The organism is Pedobacter sandarakinus, from assembly GCF_026240095.1.
GTDB classification, from domain to species: Bacteria; Bacteroidota; Bacteroidia; order Sphingobacteriales; family Sphingobacteriaceae; genus Pedobacter; species Pedobacter sandarakinus.
Map to the genome: position 1 here is coordinate 108227 of NZ_JAPIVG010000002.1, position 21047 is coordinate 129273.

14 protein-coding genes are annotated in these 21047 nt (G+C 38.4%); all 14 read left to right on the forward strand.

All coding sequences use genetic code 11. From position 1 onward, the window contains the following. The first annotated feature begins 4 nt into the window (after positions 1-4). The 14 genes from OQ268_RS06180 to OQ268_RS06245 all read left to right on the forward strand — a co-directional run bounded on the left by OQ268_RS06180 (position 5) and on the right by OQ268_RS06245 (position 21004). The gene (locus OQ268_RS06180) at positions 5-1525 is read left to right on the forward strand and encodes a sialate O-acetylesterase (protein ID WP_265855242.1); all 1521 of its coding nucleotides are present in this window, start codon (positions 5-7) and stop codon (positions 1523-1525) included. A 97-nt stretch (positions 1526-1622) separates the two neighbouring features. Beyond that, complete coding sequence (locus OQ268_RS06185) at positions 1623-3122, forward strand: sialate O-acetylesterase (protein ID WP_265855243.1); 1500 nt, start codon at positions 1623-1625, stop codon at positions 3120-3122. A 329-nt stretch (positions 3123-3451) separates the two neighbouring features. Beyond that, positions 3452-5203 carry a RagB/SusD family nutrient uptake outer membrane protein gene (locus tag OQ268_RS06190; protein WP_265855244.1) on the forward strand — a complete coding sequence of 584 codons (1752 nt, stop codon included), beginning with the start codon at positions 3452-3454 and terminating at the stop codon, positions 5201-5203. Positions 5204-5218: 15 nt separating this feature from the next. Further along, on the forward strand, positions 5219-5650 hold the full coding sequence (locus tag OQ268_RS06195; RefSeq protein WP_265855245.1) for a DUF5004 domain-containing protein: 432 nt from the start codon (positions 5219-5221) through the stop codon (positions 5648-5650). 7 nt (positions 5651-5657) lie between these two features. Next, complete coding sequence (locus OQ268_RS06200; RefSeq protein WP_265855246.1) at positions 5658-6647, forward strand: DUF4961 domain-containing protein; 990 nt, start codon at positions 5658-5660, stop codon at positions 6645-6647. 38 nt (positions 6648-6685) lie between these two features. Then, positions 6686-7804: a glycoside hydrolase family 43 protein gene (locus OQ268_RS06205; protein ID WP_265855247.1), complete on the forward strand. Its 1119-nt coding sequence runs from the start codon at positions 6686-6688 to the stop codon at positions 7802-7804. Between the two features lie 44 nt (positions 7805-7848). Beyond that, positions 7849-10959 (forward strand): SusC/RagA family TonB-linked outer membrane protein, encoded by a 3111-nt coding sequence (locus OQ268_RS06210; protein WP_265855248.1) that lies wholly within the window; start codon positions 7849-7851, stop codon positions 10957-10959. A gap of 2 nt (positions 10960-10961) precedes the next feature. Continuing rightward, the gene (locus OQ268_RS06215) at positions 10962-12725 is read left to right on the forward strand and encodes a RagB/SusD family nutrient uptake outer membrane protein (RefSeq protein ID WP_265855249.1); all 1764 of its coding nucleotides are present in this window, start codon (positions 10962-10964) and stop codon (positions 12723-12725) included. Between the two features lie 58 nt (positions 12726-12783). Further along, positions 12784-15822, forward strand: a complete 3039-nt coding sequence (locus OQ268_RS06220) for a SusC/RagA family TonB-linked outer membrane protein (protein WP_265855250.1) — start codon at positions 12784-12786, stop codon at positions 15820-15822. An 80-nt stretch (positions 15823-15902) separates the two neighbouring features. Beyond that, on the forward strand, positions 15903-16835 hold the full coding sequence (locus tag OQ268_RS06225; RefSeq protein WP_265855251.1) for a prolipoprotein diacylglyceryl transferase: 933 nt from the start codon (positions 15903-15905) through the stop codon (positions 16833-16835). A 71-nt stretch (positions 16836-16906) separates the two neighbouring features. Then, the gene (gene fucP, locus OQ268_RS06230) at positions 16907-18136 is read left to right on the forward strand and encodes an L-fucose:H+ symporter permease (protein WP_265855252.1); all 1230 of its coding nucleotides are present in this window, start codon (positions 16907-16909) and stop codon (positions 18134-18136) included. 26 nt (positions 18137-18162) lie between these two features. Next, positions 18163-19179 carry a LacI family DNA-binding transcriptional regulator gene (locus tag OQ268_RS06235; RefSeq protein WP_265855253.1) on the forward strand — a complete coding sequence of 339 codons (1017 nt, stop codon included), beginning with the start codon at positions 18163-18165 and terminating at the stop codon, positions 19177-19179. Positions 19180-19506: 327 nt separating this feature from the next. Continuing rightward, positions 19507-20400, forward strand: a complete 894-nt coding sequence (locus OQ268_RS06240; protein WP_265855254.1) for an ROK family protein — start codon at positions 19507-19509, stop codon at positions 20398-20400. Further along, positions 20393-21004: an acetate uptake transporter gene (locus OQ268_RS06245; RefSeq protein ID WP_265855255.1), complete on the forward strand. Its 612-nt coding sequence runs from the start codon at positions 20393-20395 to the stop codon at positions 21002-21004. The genes OQ268_RS06240 and OQ268_RS06245 overlap by 8 nt, the downstream gene beginning before the upstream one ends. The last annotated feature ends 43 nt before the right edge of the window (positions 21005-21047 follow it).

Consider the following 21047-nt stretch of genomic DNA (forward strand, 5'->3'; position numbering starts at 1 on the left):
TGATATGAGACTTAAATTTTTAACATTATTGGTGCCTATAATCTTTTTAACCATAACCTCTTCCGGTCAAATAAAATTGGGAAGTATTTTGCAAGATAATATGGTCATCCAACAAAAAAAACCATTAAATATATGGGGTAAAGCCATCCCAGGAGCTATGATCACCATCTCGCCAGACTGGGCAAAACCTGTTAAAACAAAGGTTGCAGAAGATAGCACTTTCTCCGCCATTGTAAAAGTGCCATCTGCCAAACCTGGAGATTATGACCAACACCAGATAGAGATTACTGATGGAAAAAACGCCACCACCCTTAGAAATTTATTAATCGGTGAGGTTTGGGTATGTGGAGGGCAATCCAATATGGCATTTAAGGTTAAAGAGTTGTTAAATAGCAAGCAGGAAATTTCCGAATCGAACAATCCGTCGGTAAGGTTTCTTACAGTGGGTTTTTATTGGGCAGGACAACCATTAGATCATTTCACTGGATCGTGGCAAATTTGTACACCACAAACTACTCCTGAATTTAGTGCAATCGGATATTATTTCGCTAAAGAAATTCAAAATAAATTAAAGGTACCTGTTGGGATAATATCCTCTAATGTTGGTGGTTCATCTGCTCAAGGCTGGGTTCCGAGGGCATTTCTTGAAAACGATAAAGAATTAAATTCTACATACTTAAAAGGCTTTTTAGAGAGCAAAAGATATAGGGAACCAATAGATGGTATATTTAGTTGGGATAGAATTTCTAGTCCATACATATTATTCAATGGGATGATAAGTCCTTTAAGGAAACTTTCTATCGCGGGATTTCTTTGGTACCAGGGAGAGTCTAACGGAAAGGAGAGAGAAAGCTACACTAACGTAACTTCCGCACTTATAAAAGGGTGGAGGGAAACATTCAATCAAGGTAATTTACCCTTCTATTACGTTCAAATTGCACCATATAACTATGATAATCAAAAAGAAGACGCTAATGATTATGCATTTTTTAGGGAACAACAGCAAAATATTAGAAAGGTTACAAATACTGGGATGGTAAGTACACTTGATGTAGGTGAAATCAATGATATTCATCCTAAGAATAAAAAGGCGGTTGCAGATCGATTATCCAGGATGGCTCTTAATCAAACTTACGGCTATAATACAATTCATTATAAAAGTCCCGTTTTCTCGAATGTAACATATTCGGATGATAGTGCCGTTGTTAGCTTTGATAAAAAAACGGTTAATCAGGGTTTAGACACAAAAGATGGTATGGCTCCGAAATATTTTATGCTTGCAGGAGATGATCAGATATTTCATCAGGCCAGTGCCAGAATTTTAAATAACAAGATTATTCTCCATAGCAATAAAGTATCGAAACCGGTAGCAGTGAGGTACGCTTTCACCAATTATCCAATTACTAACCTTCAAACCAAAGACGGCTTACCGGTAGAACAGTTTAGAACAGATAATTGGCCAGAAAATCGTCCACCTTACCGGTATGAATTTAAACCCATTCTTGTGAATGGTGAGAAACCATAATTGGCTTTTAAATACAATTGTATTTTATTGCTTAATCGCCGATCAATAATAAAAATCATAGTTTGTAAGATAACCCAGAATTTAAATATTTATCAATATGAAACAGAAGTCAAACACGTTCAAACTACGCTGGCAGATTTTAAGCTTGCTTATCTTCGCTATAAGCAGCTGGTCATCTGCACAGGAAACATCGCGGTTGATGGTTAATAATATTTTGCAAAGCAACATGGTTATTCAGCAAGGTAAACCATTTAAAGTCTGGGGTATTGCAAGTCCAGGCGAACAGGTGTTTGTTTCAACAGATTGGAACAAATCAAGTTCGAATGGTAGGGCAGATGAATCGGGAAGATTTATGGTAGAAGTTAGCGTTCCTAAAGCTATCAAAGGAGATTACTCCTCCCATCAGCTCCAGGTTTACACGGCGAATGATACGGTAAAGTTAAGCCATTTGCTTATTGGTGATGTATGGTTCCTGAGTGGACAATCCAATATGCAATTCAGCCTAAAAGAAGATAAATATGCCGATGCCAATCTACCATTAGCACTTGATACGAATATCAGGTTATTCAATACTGCCTTAAATTTTAGCGCAAGTCCGATTTCCGATGTAAAGGGTAAGTGGACTACATGTGCACCACAAACCGCCAAAGACTTCAGTGCAGTTGGTTATTATTTTGGTGCCTACCTTAAAAAGGTGATTGATATTCCAGTTGGCTTGGTATTCTCTGGCATTGGCGCCTCAAAAGTAGAAGCTTTTATTCCACAGGACGTGTTACAACGTAACCCACTCTTAAATACTACTTACCTCCAGCCTTACCTAGCCGATCCTAAATCAAAAGAAAAGGTGGATGGTGGTTTCAGTTTTGAGAAAGTGACCAGGCCGTTCCTATTGTATAATGCAATGATAAACCCATTTACGCCTCTGTCTATAACAGGCTTTTGCTGGTATCAGGGAGAGGGCAACCGAACTGAGCGAGAATCTTATACCCTGGCAACACAGAAATTAATCACTACCTGGCGATCCCAATTTAACCAAGGCAATCTGCCATTCTATTATGTTCAGGTAGCACCTTTCTTTTGGGATAAAGAAGATCCTAAACTTGCAGACTACGCTTTTTTTAGGGAAGCACAGCAGAAGATAGCAAAAGTAAAAAATACCGCTATGGTAGTAAGTATGGATGTAGGAGAAGCAAAGGATTTGCATCCTAAAAATAAAGGACCATTGGGTGTTCGCCTCGCTAAAAGTGCACTTAATCTAACCTACAATATTGATACTGTAATCTATAAGGGGCCAGAATTTCAAAAGGCAAAATTTAATGGGAGCCAGGTTGAAGTGATGTTTAAACCTGAAACAGTTGCCTCTGGCCTTACCACTCGCGACGGGTCGTCACCAGCATTCTTTGAGGTCGCAGGAATTGATCGGAAGTTTTATCCAGCAAAAGCTCAAATATCTGGAAAAAAAATTATTCTCAGTACCAACACTGTAACTCGGCCAGTTGCGGTGAGGTATGCCTTTACCAATTATGCGGTTACCAATCTTCAAAATAGCGCAGGGTTACCAGCCATTCCATTTAGAACTGATAATTGGCCTGAGTGATCAGTCATACTCTGCTAAAACGATTAATCATACGTATAATCAAGTTTTTTGATTTATAAAAGCTAAAATATACCGTCTGGACGCTCTCGAAGGTGATGTTGAAAAAAATAAATTAAAAAAAATAAAATAAATTTGCTAAAACGATTTTATTGTATAATTTAGTGATGTGATTAACAATCACCTAACCAAAATATAAACTATACGAATTAATTTTACTCCTAGAGCAGGCGATAGTAAGAACCGATATCTTTGATAGCGTGAATCTGCATCCGGGTAAAATCTGTTGGTATAAAAATGTAAACTAAAAAACATTTAATACTCAATTCATAATGAACAGATTTTTACAAATCATTTTTTGCGTAAGCTTTACGCTTGGCTTTGTTTCTTGTAAAAAGCAGAGTTTTCTCGATCCTCAACTAACCGGGCTTAGTGAAAAAGATGTATTTACAGATAGTACAAGGACGATGAATTTCTTAACAAACATCTACACAGATGTAATCTTAAGTCAGGATACACGTCGTTTTGGAGAAACCGGTTTAGCTGCCGCTACCGACGAAGCTGAAGGCCCGTTGAACTCGTCAAATTATTTTAGGCAGTTTGTATCTGGATCAGTAAACCCGAACAACATTACTAGTGATGTATTCACTGCTAGCTACGAGCAAATTAGAGCCGTTAACCAATTTCTTAAAAATCTATCAACTTCCAAATTTGATGCTGCTCAGCGTAGGCGTACTAAAGGAGAGGCTATCTTTTTAAGGGCATGGTATTATTCTATGTTGCTTAAACACTATGGCGGAGTGCCAATCGTTGGCGACGAACTGTATGGCCGTACAGATGATATACCTACCGTGCGATCTAGCTATGCAAACACAGTAAAATATGTGGTAGATCAATGTGATACAGCAGAAAAATATCTTTTATTGGAGAATGAGCCTTTGAATTACGGCAGAGCCACGAGGGGTGCTGCATTAGCTTTAAAGGCTCGTGTATTACTGTATGCAGCAAGTCCGTTATTCAACGATCCTGGAGCATCAGTTTTTGCTGGATCTCCTGTTAAAAATTTAGTTTCTTACGATGCATATGATGCTAACCGTTGGAAAACTGCTGCCGATGCTGCATTGGCGGTGATGAACCTAAACAAATATAAGCTAAGAGAAATACAGACAGTTCCACCTGAAACAAGGAAAGGTCTCGGCTTTGTTCGTATGTTCTACGAGAACAATGCAGTTAATGATGAATTTATATTCCGTGGGTCGAAACCCGGCGGTGCTGGCGTATTTGTAGAACAAGATTTCAATCCACCATCTAGAGGTGGTCGGGGGAACCTAAATGGTACATATCCTTATCAAGAGTTAGTTGATGCTTTTCCTTCTGCAAACGGTAAAGCGATTGATGATCCAACCAACACTACTTATGATGCAAATAATCCTTATCTCAACAGAGATCCTAGGTTAGATTATACGGTCATGAGAAATGAAGCCCCTAAACATACTTATCCAGCAAACGTAAATCTTCCTGTATATACTTATTTCGGTGCACCTAATGATGGAATCTATGTTGGAACGTCAACAGGTTATTATCCAAATAAAATGCTGAGAGATTCGGCTGCTGCTTATAACTTATTAAGTGGTAGAGACCAATTCTTTCCTTTGATTAGATATGCTGAAGTAATGCTAAATTATGCAGAGGCAACAAATGAATTTTCTGGACCGAGTGCTACGATTTACGATATGCTCACAAGAATCCGCAAAAGGGCAGGAATACTCCCTGGCACCGATAATAATTATGGCTTGAAACCAAACATGAGTAAAGATGAAATGCGTAAAGCCATTCAGCTCGAACGACGCATTGAACTGGCTTTCGAGGAGCACCGATTTTGGGATGTAAGAAGGTGGAAAATTGCTGAGGACACTGAAAATAGACCAATGAACGGAATGGAGATTAGAAAGGTGGGTAATGGTTACACTTATAAGAAAGTATTTGTGCGACAGCATGTCTTTAGCAAGGCAACCTACCTTTGGCCGTTTCCACAGCGAGAAGTATCTAAACCTGGCGGCCTAATTCAAAATCCTGGTTACTAATTTAACAAACTTACGATGAGAAGTAGATTAAACATATTGGCAGTAATATTCTTAACTGCAACAGCTTTGCTTTCTTGTAAGAAAGTAGTGCAAAATAATGCTCTTGAAAGTACAAAAGAGCTTAACGGTCCTTGGCAAATTATTAAGATTACTCAAAATGGAGAAGATCTTACCCCGTTTTTGGATTTGACTAAATACAAAATTACATTCAATGGGAGTAAATATGCAGCAACTAATGAGCTACCATTCCTAGCGAAAAAGAATGGCGAATGGAGCTTTAGTGACCCTAACTATCCCTTTGCTATTACCTTTAAGCAAGATGGTGGAACCGCTGTCAGCACCTCGATTTCCTACCCTATTGTTGGCGCAACGCGTCAAATGATAATGTCTTTCGATTTAGGATGCAACAGAAATGTTTATACATACACATTACAACCAGCAAACTAATTGAGTTATGAAAATTAAGAACAAAAAATATATCCATAGGGCAGTAATGGTTTTAACTGCTGTGGCACTGATCTTCATCAAGGCCGAATGTATGTTTCAACCAACTATTACTCAACCTACTTCTGCTGCTGCGGGCAGTATCGTTACCATAACGGTAAAAGGCAACTATACTCAAAAAACTCCTGGTACAAATAATTATCGGTTTGTTATGGGATTTTTTGTACCAAAGGGATGGAATGCAGGCGCTAATACTACAATGACCTATTCATCTAATGAAGGAAATGGAGTGTTGGTACGTGTGCCTGCAGGTCAGAAACCAGATGGTGAACCATTAAATGACTATCCAACCGCAATGAAAAAAGCATATGCCACCAGAAATCCTAATCTTATCGACGACCACGAATGGGTAGTATTTTGGTCAGATTCTAAGCCATATAATGCAAACCAAAGTGTGAACTATGTGATCGAGATTAAAACTAAGGTAGGCGAAGAATCTATGTTAACGAAGTTAGGTTATTATGTTGGTGGATTTCCAGATGGAGGATGGGCGAGCACGAACAATGAAAACTCTAAGGTTACTTTCACAGATTGCTTTGCTGTTACTGGTGGCACTGGTGATGGGATAGACTTTTGTAACAAACCACTTGCTGCCACCACTCCGCTAAGGGGCGTTGACAATGATTTTTACACAATTGCTTACGATAACGACCTATTTGCGACACCTCTTTCTTCGGCTTCAAAAGTGTACTTATGTGTAAAAGGATATACTACTACCGGTGCAGTTATTGAACGTTGTATTGCTGATGAAAAATCAATGTTCATTGCCGGCGAGCAAAAACGTTTTAAAAAGGTGGTTTGGCCCAGGGGTTTTCTTAACCTAACAGACGATCAAGTTCTTTCCAGAATGGAATATTTTATTATGGATGAGACAGGGCAGAGGGTCGGTTTCGGAGGACTTGCAAACACACCATTTATATATAGATTCAATTGTAATTAAAAGGATTACCATCTTCCATAAATAATAGAAAAAATATCATGAGTCATATTAAAAAACCACATTTCAATGGTTTAATGGTCATCTGTGTGCTTTTATTTGCGGCAGGCTGTGCTAAAGATCATCAAACTTCAACCGATCCCACCGCCAACAGACCGGATACCGTACTACGTTTTTCGAATCCAATTAAGCAAAGTGTAAATAATCCTTACCTATATAAAAAAGATAGCAAATACTATTTTATGAAATCTGGGGGTAATTATATTTCACTATCTGTACTAACCAAGGTCGAATACCTTGGAAGTGCCGATTCAAAAACAATTTTTGCATATGATCCTAAAGCTGGTTCAAATACACCATTATATAACATAACCTCACCAGAGATTTATTTTTTAAACGACAGGTGGTACATTTATTTTGGCGCTGATAGCGATGGTTCTTTGGGTCAGAAAAGGATTTACGTAATTGAAAATACAAATGCCAATCCGTTAGAGGGATCCTGGACGCTGAAAGGTAAACTCGCCGACCCAACAAGCGACTTTATGGCAACAGATGGAACAATTTTGCAATATAATAATCAATTGTATTTTATCTGGTCTGGTTGGGCAACGGCAACAATGCCTGTAAATACCATTAAACAAGGCTTATATATTTCAAGGATGGCAAGTCCAACGGCACTTACCGGAGCAAGAGTACAAATAAGCGATCCTACGCTGGATTATGAGAAGTATGCAACGACTAATAATGGAACAGTAAGCACGCAATTTTTAAATCAAAATCCCGAAGTAATAAAGAACTCTACAGGGAGACCGTTCCTGACGTTTACAGCAGGTAGTTGCGCCAATGACAATGTTGGCCTAGGCTTATTGACATTACGTACGGGCGGTGACCCTATGGTAGCTTCCGACTGGACTAAGAGTACGAATGCAGTATTCACGGGTAATGGGGTAGATTCTTTTGGACCAGGTTTCAACGGTTTCTTTAAGTCTGGGAACGATGCAGAAGATTGGATAATCTATGACACAAATCAGTTTCCTGGATCTGGTTGTGGTAGTTCCCGATCTGCTGTAATCCAGAAAATTGGTTGGAAAGCCGATGGAACTCCAGATTTGGGGGTAGCGGTATCTACAACTACAAAGTTGGCTAGGCCTACTCGTTAAATCATTTAAATCAAACTAATAACCGAATAAACTAAACCAATATTATGCATTATTGCTACTTAAAAAAATGGATTTCGGCATTCAGCTTGGCAGCGCTCGTGGCAGGTGGAACCGTTTCTGCAAAGGAATCGGTAAAGCTCAATGCCCTTCGCCAGACTTTAGTTGATGTCACAATCTCCGGAACTGTTACAGATCCCTTTGGTAGGCCTTTACAAGGTGTGGTTGTAAGCGTTAAGGGAAATCCACAGATAAAAACATCTACAGATTTTGAAGGAGTTTTTAAATTGAGCGTACCAAAAGGTAGTAAGATCGTTGTTTCTTATCCTGGATATTATGAATTGGAAAAATCCTCTGATGGATTTTCGAATGGCGAGATTCGGTTATCTGAATCTTTCGTGAGCCAACCAGATACATTAAACACGCTTTACGGTAAAGTGGCAACAGCAAATGCAATAAACGCAACATCAACTGTGGCTGGCAAGCAGATTGCCAATGTTCCGGGTAGCTCTTATACCTATGCATTAGCAGGTAGGGCTGCAGGACTAAGATTAACTCAAGTTTCTGGATTTAAAACCCCCTATACAGGATCTCTTCTTGGTGATGTAAACATTTTCAGTGGAATTCGAACACCTGTTAATCAATTTGGAAGCGGGTTTACTGGTAATGAAAATACAGAGTTCCTTATATCTTCCAGAGGCCAGGGTGTTACGATTATCATTGATGGTGTTCAACGTGATTTCACGGCTCTCGATCTGGAGAATATCGAGTCAATAAGTATTCAAAAAGATGCTATGTCAACCATATTTTTGGGGCAAAGAAGTTCACGGCCAATACTATTGGTTACAACGGTTAAGCCTGTTAAAGGTGCTCCGCGGATGTCTTTCTCTGCAATGTATGGCATTCAGTCCTCGTTAATCACTCCTCAGCGTCTTAAGCCTGAAGAATATGCTTACCTTTATAATGAAGCGATAAAAGGGCAAAACCTTACCAATCCGGCAGTATATAATCAAGCTGATTTTGATGCATTCAGAAATGGTAATGATCCATTTCTTCATCCAAATGTCGATTGGGCAAAAGAACTTCTAAATAAAACCGCTCCAACATCTCGCTTTAATTTCAACCTTAATGGTGGTAATAAAACAGCACATTACGTTGTTTCGCTAGGGTATTTTAATCAGGAAGGCTTATTTAAAGAATCTTCTGTAAAACCATACTCTACTAAACTAACCTTAAATAGGTATACCGTTAACTCTACCGTTGATGTAAATTTAACTAAGAATTTCAATGTTGCATTACAACTTTTTGGTCGTATTCAAGACGGAAATCAACCTGGTGCAAATTATAATGAACTTCTTAATGATATCTACCGTACACCAAGTGTTGCCTACCCAATTTACAATCAAAATGGAACCTATGGAGGTAGTAACCTATTCCAGGCAAACCTTTATGCGAGGGCATTTGCTTCTGGCTACACTATCGATTACGGTAGGGATGTAATGTCGAACCTTGATTTAACCTATAAATTTGACGATTGGGTGAAAGGATTATATGCTAAACTGAAAGGTAACACGACGGTGGGTTCTACCACAACTACCATTAGAACGGAAGCCGCCCAGGTATATCAACAATTAAGTGTTAATGGTAACACAATCTATAACCCTTATGGTCAAAATTCTGTTCAAACAAATGGCTTTAATTTATCAAGTAATTATCAGTTTTGGTATGCTCAGTTTATGCTGGGATTAGATAGAACATTTGGTAAACACGCCATTAACATTTTATCTTTTGCAGATCAACGCCAGGCGCTCACCAATTTCGATCTTCCATCACTAAATACAAATATTGCTGGAAAGGTAGCTTATAGTTACGCTAATAAGTATTTCGCTGAAGGTGCGCTAAATTATAGTGGCTACGATAGAATTCAAAAAGGCAATCGTTTTGGTTTATTTTATGCAGTTGCAGGTGGATGGAAATTATCTGAAGAGAATTTTATCAAGGATAATGTAAGTTGGATTGATTTATTGAAACTTAAAGCATCATTTGGTAAAACTGGTAATAACTCTGGTATTGGCTATTTTACTTATCGTCATGCCTTCGATTCGGGGCAAGAATATAAGTTTGGAGGAGAGACGACAGTGATGACGCCCGGTTTAAGAGAGTTAGGTAATACCCTGAATACTGTTAATCAAACTTGGGAAAAAGCCTATAAATTGAATATTGCAATCGATGTAAGTTTATTCAAAAATAGGCTCGGCATTATGGCTAATTACTACAACGACAAATATTTCGATCTGCTTCAACAACGTGGTAAAAGCACTTCAATCATTGGTCTAAATTATCCAAATGAAAACATAGGAATTAATCGGTTCCAAGGAACTGAGTTTGAATTATCTTACAGAAATAGGGTAGGTAATTTTAGCTACTTTATATCAGCAAATGCATCCATAGAAAATTCAAAGATTGTTTTTCAGGATGAAATTGGTAGGCTTTATGATGCAAACATCAGAACCGGATTACCAACAAATGCAGACTTTGGCTATATAGCAAATGGATTGTATCAAACTGACGCCCAAGCTAGTAATGGACCTCGTATTGGGGGGTTAGTACCTAAGGCTGGTGATGTAGTATATGTAGATCAAAATGGAGATAAAATAATCGATGATTTTGATTTTGTATTTATTGGAAATACAAGACCTAAAATATACTATGGTACAACTATAGGATTTAATTTTAAAGGCTTAGATTTTAACATGCTGGTTCAAGGCGTAGAGAACAACTTCGTTCAAACTAGTGATTATACTGCTCAGCTAAGTCAGAACCAACAAGGTTTCGCCCGATTAGTTAACCGCTGGACCCCGGAGACGGCCAGTACAGCAACCTTACCTCGATTGCAAATCGGTGGCGGACTTAACTATCTAACGTCGACATTTTGGAGAGCTTCTAATAACTATCTAAGAATAAAATACGCCGAGTTTGGCTACAACATTCCTGCTCAGGTGATGAAAAAAGTTCATATTTCTGGTCTGCGCCTTTTTGTTGGTGCAACCAACCTGGCAACTTTTGCACAATACGATCTGGTTGATCCAGAGGTAAGAGGGTATGGGGTTTATCCAATCCAAAGAACTTTCAACATGGGTATCAATCTTAAACTATAACGATGATGATGAAGTTAAATAAATTAAAACAATATAAATTCAGCTTTCTTTTCTTGCTTTTAGGTTGTTCGATAGCTATTTCTTGTAAAAAAGGTTATGAGGCAGAACCACTTGAACAACTTTCCGACGACTATGTTTGGGATACGCAAGATAGTTTGGGTGCAAATGCATTGCGTTACCTGGCTCATGTATATAGTTTCGTACCTGAGGGTTATAGTAGGGTTAATGGCGACTATCTGGATGCAGCTACGGATGATGCAGTTTCTTCGCAAACAACCCCGGCAAGTGTAACTTTAGTTGCGCAGGGCGGTGGTTATGATCAGTTCAACTCTTTTGAAAGTTACGGCTTTACCCGCTTTTATCAAGGTATTAGGGCGGCATCAGTTTTCATGGCTAACATAGATAAGGTGCCAATTAAAATTCCCAATGCCAACAAGAATTGGAAAGCAGAAGCAAGGTTTTTACGGGCATATTACTATTTTGAACTGGTGAAACGTTATGGCGGTGTGCCACTAATGGGTGATAAAATTTATAATATTACTGATGACGTTCAGCTACCCAGGAGTACGTTTGATCAATGTATCACGTATATTGTTTCAGAGTGCGATGCAGTTAAGGAAGATCTTCGCGTAGATCCTGTAGATATTGCAAATCTTGGAAGAGTGACAAAAGGTGCTGCTCTGGCATTGAAAGCACGGGCCTTACTTTATGCAGCAAGTCCTTTGTACAATCATACAGCTAATGATAGTGGCTTGCCTAGTGGAAGTGACGCTCAACTGAAAGCAGCTGGTTATAACGATTTCGACGCAAACAGATGGAAGCTTGCAGCTGATGCCGCCAGGGATATTATAACTTATGGTAAATTCAGTTTAGCTGTTGGTTACAACAATGTTTTCCTTCAGCAACTAAGTAATGAAATTATCTTCGCCAGAAACGCAAATAGCAATACATCAGTAGAGAACACAAATGGTCCCGTTGGCTTTAGCGGAAATGTACAGGGAAATGGAAGAACCAGTCCAACACAGGAGTTCGTCGACGCCTTTTTAACAATCAATGGAAAACCGATTTCAGAAGATGTTGTTTCGGCTACCAATCCAAGTGGTTACGATGCGAATAATCCTTATAATAATCGCGATCCGAGATTTAAATTAAGCGTAATTTATAATGGTGCTCAATGGATTAAAACTACTATCCAAACATTTGATGGTGGTGTAAGCAAGCCTGGGGGTGCGCTACAGCAAACCTACACCAGTTATTACCTACGCAAGTTTATGGGGAATTTTGAAAATGCTGAGTATGCTTCTGTATATCATAATTTTCCACTTTTTAGATACGCTGAGGTATACTTAAACTTAGCAGAGGCTAAAAACGAATTCTTAGGATCACCAGATGCTGAAGTGTATAATGCGATAGTTGAACTGCGTAAACGGGCAGGAATAATCAAAGGCGCTGGAACATATGGATACGGGCTTAAGGATAATATGACGAAGGATGAAATGCGTACTGTTATCAGAAACGAGCGAAGAATTGAATTGTCTTTTGAAGAACATCGTTTTTGGGATATCAGGAGATGGAGAATTGGGCAGCAGGTACTCGCCAACAATCTACATGGACTTAGGATTCTGAGATCGAACGCGGGGGTTCTAACTACAACAGGGATAGAAGTTTTAAAGACAAATTTTGGTGATACTAAACGCTACTTATACCCAATACCGTTTTCAGAATTATCAAGAAACTCAAAACTGGTTCAGAATCCAGGTTGGTAGTAACTAGTTAAATAGAGATTTTATCCAAATAGCGATTAACATCATAACCAAATAACTGATGAAAAGAATTTTTTTACTCTTTATAATATTCATTGCTGCCTCTGCTAAACTATTTGCGCAGCAAAGAATCTCAGGCTCGGTAAGAGATGAGAAAGGCGGGATGCCAGGAGTAACCATTGTTGAAAAAAATATGCCTAAAAACGGTACCAGTACCGATGCAGATGGTAAGTTTGTAATTTATCTGAAGGGTAATTCAAAAACACTAATTGTAAGAATTATCGGCTACAAAACCCAGGAGGTTCCAGCTAATAAGGCTGTACTTGATGATATTTACCTCATTCCTGATAGCAAAGGATTAGATGAAGTTGTAGTACAGGGTTTTGGCAACAAAACAAAGATCACAAATACAGGTTCTGTAAGTACAATTTCGGCAGAGAAGATACGTACGGTGCCTACTTCTAGTGTTCAAAATACTTTACAAGGCCGTTTGCCTGGCTTTTTCTCACAGCAACGGTCTGGTCAGCCCGGAAGAGATGCTTCGGATTTTTACATCAGGGGTATAAGCTCTCTAAATGCAGGTGGTAACCGCCCGCTAATCATTGTAGATGATATTGAATTTACTTACGAACAATTGGCACAAATAAATGTAAATGAAATTGAAAACATTTCCATTTTGAAAGATGCGGCAACTACCGCTGTGTACGGTATAAAAGGTGCAAATGGGGTATTGGTTGTACAAACCAGGAGAGGCGCAATTGGACCTCCAAAAGTAAACTTACGTTTTGAAACAGGTATTCAAAATCCTTCACGCACACCTAAATTCGCAAATGCCTACGAAACAGCAGTGCTTAGAAATGAAGCCTTAAGCAACGACGGACTTCCTCCTGATTTTACGCCAACAGACCTCAGTTTATTCCAAAGCGGAACTGATCCGTATGGTCACCCAGATATCAATTGGTACGAGAAAATCTTCAAGCCTCTATCTCTTCAGGCAAATACCAATGTTGACATCTCTGGTGGTACCCAAAATGTAAAATATTTTATCTCCGCAGGTGCTTTCACACAAAATGGAGCCGTAAGAGATTTTTCTAACGAACGCTCTGAGGTAAACAGCAATTTTTATTACAACCGATATAATTTCCGTACCAATTTAGATGTTAAAGCGACCAAGACTCTCGATTTCAGAATAGATCTTACCGGGCGCTTTGGAGAAGTTAATGAGCCTAAAACAGGCGGACTAATGGGTGAGATTTACAATTATAACAGAATATCTCCCTATGCTGCACCATTTATCAATCCGAATGGGAGTTACTCGTATAATCCGAAATCTACTGGGGTTGATAATTTGCCAACTTTAAATTCAAGATTGGCAACCGAAGGTTACAACAAGGAAAGAAGTAGCGACTTTAATATTTTAGTAGATGGGGTTCAAAAACTAGACTTTATCACTCCTGGTCTTTCATTCAACCCTCGTATCTCTTATGCTAGTACAACCAGAATAAATAGGTCACTAACACGTCTGGATCTTCCTCCAGCGTATCGCTACGATCCACAGAATAATACATATACCATGCGTCCTGGAACGCCACGATTTGTTTTATCACAATTTGTTTTAAATGGTGGTGCGCCACAAAATAGCAAAACTGTAAATATTCAAGGTATTTTAAGATACAATAGAGATTTTGGAAACCACAATGTCAATGCACTCGGTTTATTTAATCAGAACAAGCAACTAGATGGAGCGAGTTTACCAACTAACTACCGTGGTTATAGTCTAAGAGTTGGCTATGGATATAAAAACAAGTACCTTATAGATTTCAATAGTGCATATAATGGTACAGACAGATTTAAAGAACATTATGGCTATTTCCCATCTGTATCTGCTGCCTGGAATATTTCTCAAGAGAATTTTATCAAAGACAACTTCAAGTTTATAGATTTCTTAAAACTGCGTGGTTCATATGGATTGGTAGGATCAGATCAGGTAGCTGGGAATAAATACCTTTTTATTCAGGAGTATCTGCCTGGTGGCCAATATCAATTTGGGCAAACGCCCCGGGGCAGCACTGGCCTATATGAAGGTCCGCTCGGCAATGATTTAGTAACCTGGGAAAAGCAAAGAGAGCTCAATCTTGCTTTAGAACTTAATATGTTCCAAAACAAACTTTCGATAACAGCAGAAGTATTTCGAAATGTGAGGTATGATCAGCTGATTAGTAGAAACTCGGTGTCGCAGGTACTTGGAGTTGGCCTTCCTGCTGATAATCTTGGTGAAGTATTAAATAGGGGATATGAACTAAGCGTTTTCTACAGACCAAATGTTGGTGCCTTTTCAATGGATCTTGGGGTGAATGTCTCTTATGCCAAAAACAAAATTTTATATATGGATGAACCTTTTCCAGATTTTCCATATCTGTTAAGAACAGGTTATCCGCTTAATCAACCGTTTGGATATACTTGGGTTGGTTACTACAAAGATGAGGAAGATGTAGCGCTTAGCCCTAAGCCAGTTGGTACATTGCCCGTTAGACCTGGAGATCTGAAATACAAAGACATGAATGGCGACGGAATCATTAACGATAAAGACATTTCTGCTATTGGGAGACCAAACTTACAGAATCTAGCCATAGGTATGCCTTTAGGTTTCAGGTATAAGGAGTTTTCATTCAATGTGCTTTTGCAGGGTGCATTTAACTATAGCCTATCCTTGGGTAGCAGGGCAATTATGCCATTCCAAGCACAGGTTCAAGATATTCATCAATTAAGATGGACACCTGAAACTGCATCAACGGCTGAGTTTCCAAGATTGACAACACTATCAAATTCAATTAATAATCCTGATCTTTATAACTCTAGTTTTTTCTTGATTAATGCCCAGTATATCAGGCTAAAATCGGTAGAATTGCGCTATCAATTGCCAAGCAAGTGGCTACCGTTTCATATTAATAACATCAGCGCTTATGCCAGTGCCTACAATTTATATACCTGGACAAATTACTCACTTTATCAACAAGATCCAGAGTCTAGCAGTGGGTCTCAAGGAGATTCATATCTCAATCAAAGGGTGCTAAACTTTGGGGTTCAAATCGGATTTTAAAACATTTATTAGCGCTTATCAAATACAGTCATTAACCTATTTTAAATTTAGGTTAATGGCTTTTGTCATAATCAAAAGCTATGTTTCCAACCCTATCAGATCTAACCAAATACCTTTTCAACGTAGCGTTTCCACTTCCAGTGCAAACTTTTGGGCTTTTTGTGTCCTTAGCTTTTGTCGGATCGTATTTTGTTTTCAAGGCGGAGTTTAAAAGGAAAGAGAAACAAGGTTACATCAAGCCTATCATTAGAAACGGGGAGTTGGTGCACCCTTACCAATTGGTAGATGAATTGATACTTTGGTGTGCTTTCTTCGGTTTTATTGGTGCGAAGCTCTTTAGCTTTGTTGAAGATTATGATCGTTTTATTAGGCATCCTTGGGAACAATTAACATCAGTAAGCGGGCTCACATTTTATGGTGGGCTTGTTTTTGGTGCTGCTATTTATCTCTTTATCGGTAAGAGATATGGAATGAAACTCATTCACCTAGCAGATATTGGCTCACCAGGGATGCTCGTTGCATACGGCATTGGTAGAATTGGTTGTCAGCTATCTGGAGACGGAGACTGGGGTCTTGTAAATTCTGTATCAAAACCTACTGCCTTATCGTGGTTGCCAGATTGGATGTGGGCATACGATTTTCCACATAATGCCGCTAATAAGGGAAATATGATTAAAGATTGCCTCGGAGAGCATTGCATGGTGTTACCTTACCCGGTTTATCCAACATCTTTTTATGAAGTAGTAATAATCACTTTGTTATTTTTAGTACTTTTCCTTTACCGTAAAAAAATGAAACCTGGTATAATGTTTAGCTTATACTTGATCTTAGGCGGATTAGAACGTTTTTTGATAGAATTTATTAGAATAAATCCCAAAATGCATGTATTCGGAATTGCCTTAAGTGAAGCTCAAATTGTTTCCGCTATAATGATTATGCTGGGTTTAGTAATATTTATTACTGTATTATTTGGTAGGGCAAAAAATAAAAACATTCAACATCACACAAATTAGTTTCTTTCATGTGAAGAGATAACGACCGCAAAATCATTTTAGAAAATTTACATCATACACACACACAACAAATGGAAAAAATCCGCTTCACAGAAAAAAAGTATCTAATGACAATGGTATTTGTAACCTCCTTATTTATGCTTTGGGGTATAGCAATTACAATGGGCGATGTTTTAAATACACATTTTAAAGACACGCTACATTTAAACAAAGCACAGTCTGGTCTAGTCCAATTTTCTATTTTTGGGGCATATTTTATAATGGGAATCCCCGCCGGACTATTCATGAAGCGTTTTGGGTATAAAAACGGAGTACTCTTAGGACTTTCCTTATTTGCTATAGGGTCGGCACTTTTTATTCCAGCCGCAAATGCGCAGTCCTTTACGTTTTTTAGAGTGGCCCTTTTTGTATTGGGTTGTGGCTTATCAACACTAGAAACAGTCGCCCACCCATTTGTAGCCTCATTAGGAGATCAACGCACCAGTGATCAAAGGATAAATTTTGCGCAGGCTTTTAATGCAGTTGGTACGATGGTCGGACCCTTTCTTGGTACCTACTTCCTGCTCGGTGATCATGCTAACTTAGAAGGATTAGGTCCTGTAAAATCCCTTTACATGTCCATTGCCATAGGAATTGCCCTTATAGCTGTATTATTCTCGTTAGTGAAGGTTCCAAATACTACAGATCCCCACCTCATTGAAACGGAAATAGGAGCGGGACTTAATGTTGATGCCGAGCCAGGAAAGACTCTTTTTGCACATTCTCATTTCAAATGGGCAGTTGTAGCACAATTTTTTAATGTGGCTGCGCAAAGCGGAACATGGGCATTTTTTATAATCTATGGTAGAGAAAAAATGGGTTTTAGTGCCGAAAAGGCTGGTAATTTTATGATTTTGTTTATGGCAATGATGCTCGCGGGAAGATTTATCGGCACCTTGTTGATGAAGTACATTGCCCCAAATAGGCTCCTGGCATTATTTGCATTGGCAAATATTGTGTTATGTATTATTGTAGCACAAAGCTTTGGCATTGTTTCGTTTGCAGCTCTTTTGATGATCAACTTTTTCTTTAGCATCATGTTCCCAACCATTTACAGTCTGGGTATCAAAAATCTAGGTAAACATACGCAGCAGGCATCTTCTTACATTTCAATGGGAGTAGTAGGCGGAGCGTTCTTCCCATACCTGATGGGGATTGTTGCTGATAAGGATGTAGCTACTGCTTATTACCTTCCAATTCTGTGTTACATCATAATTTTCTTGTTTGGATGGAGGTTGAGTAGGATTAAATCTGTAAATTAGCTTGCTTAATTCTTATACATAACAAATTGAAGAAAAAGATTTCACTTATAGAGGTTGCCCAACAATTGGAGGTTTCGCCTACTACAGTTTCGTTCATCCTCAACGGTAGGGCAAAAGAAAAACGAATTAGTGATGAGATTAGAGATCGCGTACTAAAATATGTAGATGAGATTGGATATAAACCTAACAGTTTAGCAAGAAGTTTAAGAACTGGGAAGACATACATCATCGGATTGATGGTTGAAAGTATATCAGATCCGTTTTTTTCGAGTATCGCAAGAAATATTGAAGAAAGGGCTTATAAAAGTGGATACAAAATTCTCTACAGCAGTACTGCAAATAGTACTGAAAAAACTAAAGAATTGTTGAGGATTTATGACGAAAGACATGTTGACGCATATATTATTGCTCCACCAGAAGGAATTGAGGATGAATTAAAAACACTTATCGAGAGTGGTAAGCCAGTTATGCTTTTTGATAGGTACATTAAAGACCTTAATATAGACGCTGTTATTGTCGATAATTATAAGTCAACTTCAGTAGCTATTAAACACTTAATCGACCAGGGCTTCAAAAATATTGCCTTTATTACCCTAGACTCATTACAATCTCAAATGAGTGAACGATTAATTGGCTACGAAAAAACATTAATTGATGCAGGCTTACCTCAATACGTGAAAGAAATCTCTTACGATTCTCCACCCGAAAAAGTAATAGCACATATAGAGTCCTTTCTACAGAGAAGACCTGAAATAGATTGCCTGGTATTTGGAACAAACTACCTCGGAGTATACGGATTGAAAGCAATTGCCAAATTGGGACTGTCCATCCCACAAGATATTGGCGTGCTCGTTTTCGATGATCAAGACTTGTTTGAATTGCATAAGCCTTCTATAACTGCTATAGAACAGCCTATCGACCAATTGTCTGATCAAATTATAACCATGATGCTTGCAAAACTGAATGGAACCTCAAAATCCAAAAAGGTTCAAACAATAGTTTTACCAACTAAGATGAACGTTCGACAATCTTCCGTAAAATAACATTGTCATCAATTTTCCTCCCGTGAACAATACAAAATAGATCGTTGAAGGGGGAAAATAAAAAATGAATATTAATTTGCTAAATCGATTTATTTAATTATTATTGTTTAATAATATTTTGTTTCGTGAAGTTGTCATCTTGCTTATAGGTAATAGATCTAACCCTGATGATCATAACCTGTTCCAAAACATGGCTTGAGAGGACTTCTGCTCAACATTTATTATACATTCGACCTGTTTTTTTGGTCGAGAATTGAAAATTGCGATTAGAATAGGGCATTTTTTAATATTGTTGCTAAATCGATTTATAACCAAATATAGATTAAAATGAAAAACTTAGTAATGGGAGTTGACATTGGCGGATCACATATAACTGCCATGTTAATCGATCTCGATCAACGAATTGAAGTTGAGGGAACCTGGAACAGGAGCAAATTAAATTCTGGCGGTTCTGCGAATGATATCATTAGTAAATGGGCAGAGACCATTTGTAAAACAATGGACAGTTATGCCTACAAGCCTTCTAAGATAGCTATTGCTATGCCCGGTCCAATGGATTACCACAATGGAATATGCAAAATCAAAGATCAGGGTAAATATCATTCATTATTTGGTTTAAATATTAAGTTCCTGCTCGCCGATAAACTTGGTCTTAGTCCGAATCAGATTGATTTTGTAAATGACGCTGCTTGTTTTCTACGTGGTGAACTATATGTTGGAAGTCTTGCAAGTTATGATCAGGCAATTGGAATGACGTTAGGTACAGGTTTAGGTACATCGCATACAGTTAATGGCAAGGTATACGATTCCAATCTTTGGAAAATGCCGTTCAAAAAAGGCATTGCAGAAGACTATATTTCAACCAGGTGGTTCACCAATAGATTTGAAGAACTTTCTGGTCATTCAGTGATTGATGTTAAAGACATTATTACAAATCATCGGAATTCTCCAGCTTTTAAATCCCTATTTGAGGAGTTCAGCGCCAATTTAGCAGAATTTATATATAAGTTCATTAGAAAAAAAATGCCCTTGGCTGCCGTAATTGGCGGAAATATCGCTAAGGCAGAAGCTTACTTCCTGGACGATACAAGAAAAATCTTATTAGATAAAATGGGATACAGTTTCCCTATAAAAATTTCAAACCTAGGTGAAAAGGCTGCGCTGATAGGAGCTGGCTCTTTTTCTGAGGATGTTGCTAAATCGATTTATACTTATGAGTGAGAATTTGAACACAACGCTAACAAGTAACCCGGGGCCGCTTGGGTTATGTGGATTTGGCATGACGACAGTGCTGTTAAACCTGCATAATTCAGGTTTGTTTAAGTTAGATGCAATGATATTAGCAATGGGTATTTTTGTTGGCGGCATAGCTCAGCTTATTGCCGGAGTCCTCGAATCTAAGAAGAATAACACTTTCGGATTAACTGCCTTTGTATTATATGGAAGTTTTTGGCTCACTCTTGTTGCTCTTATCCTCATGCAAAAATTTTCAGCTATTGAAGCGGTATCAACACCCTCTATGACTGCATTCCTTTTTGTTTGGGCCTTGATTACGTCGATGTTCCTGGTTGGTTCGACCAGAATTAGCAAAGCACTTATGGTAGTCTTTATTTTACTAACCTTGCTTTTCTTGCTCCTCGCATTTTCTGAGTTGTTTGGGTCTTCAAGTCTAAAAGTATTTGCAGGTTTCGAAGGCATCGTCTGCGGTCTTTCAGCGCTGTATCTAGCTGCAGCAACGATAATCAATGAGGTTTTTGATGAGACGTTGCTACCCATTGGTACCTATACCAATAAGTCCAAAACTCCACTTACACTAATTGACTAACGATTTAGGACTAATCTAAATTAATTAGAAAACCATTTCCCTG

Bases quoted from the DNA above. Each gene is read 5' to 3' on its own strand.
- OQ268_RS06180 (WP_265855242.1), top strand. From the start codon at position 5: ATGAGACTTAAATTTTTAACATTATTGGTGCCTATAATCTTTTTAACC.
- OQ268_RS06185 (WP_265855243.1), top strand. From the start codon at position 1,623: ATGAAACAGAAGTCAAACACGTTCAAACTACGCTGGCAGATTTTAAGC.
- OQ268_RS06190 (WP_265855244.1), top strand. From the start codon at position 3,452: ATGAACAGATTTTTACAAATCATTTTTTGCGTAAGCTTTACGCTTGGC.
- OQ268_RS06195 (WP_265855245.1), top strand. From the start codon at position 5,219: ATGAGAAGTAGATTAAACATATTGGCAGTAATATTCTTAACTGCAACA.
- OQ268_RS06200 (WP_265855246.1), top strand. From the start codon at position 5,658: ATGAAAATTAAGAACAAAAAATATATCCATAGGGCAGTAATGGTTTTA.
- OQ268_RS06205 (WP_265855247.1), top strand. From the start codon at position 6,686: ATGAGTCATATTAAAAAACCACATTTCAATGGTTTAATGGTCATCTGT.
- OQ268_RS06210 (WP_265855248.1), top strand. From the start codon at position 7,849: ATGCATTATTGCTACTTAAAAAAATGGATTTCGGCATTCAGCTTGGCA.
- OQ268_RS06215 (WP_265855249.1), top strand. From the start codon at position 10,962: ATGATGATGAAGTTAAATAAATTAAAACAATATAAATTCAGCTTTCTT.
- OQ268_RS06220 (WP_265855250.1), top strand. From the start codon at position 12,784: ATGAAAAGAATTTTTTTACTCTTTATAATATTCATTGCTGCCTCTGCT.
- OQ268_RS06225 (WP_265855251.1), top strand. From the start codon at position 15,903: ATGTTTCCAACCCTATCAGATCTAACCAAATACCTTTTCAACGTAGCG.
- fucP (WP_265855252.1), top strand. From the start codon at position 16,907: ATGGAAAAAATCCGCTTCACAGAAAAAAAGTATCTAATGACAATGGTA.
- OQ268_RS06240 (WP_265855254.1), top strand. From the start codon at position 19,507: ATGAAAAACTTAGTAATGGGAGTTGACATTGGCGGATCACATATAACT.
- OQ268_RS06245 (WP_265855255.1), top strand. From the start codon at position 20,393: ATGAGTGAGAATTTGAACACAACGCTAACAAGTAACCCGGGGCCGCTT.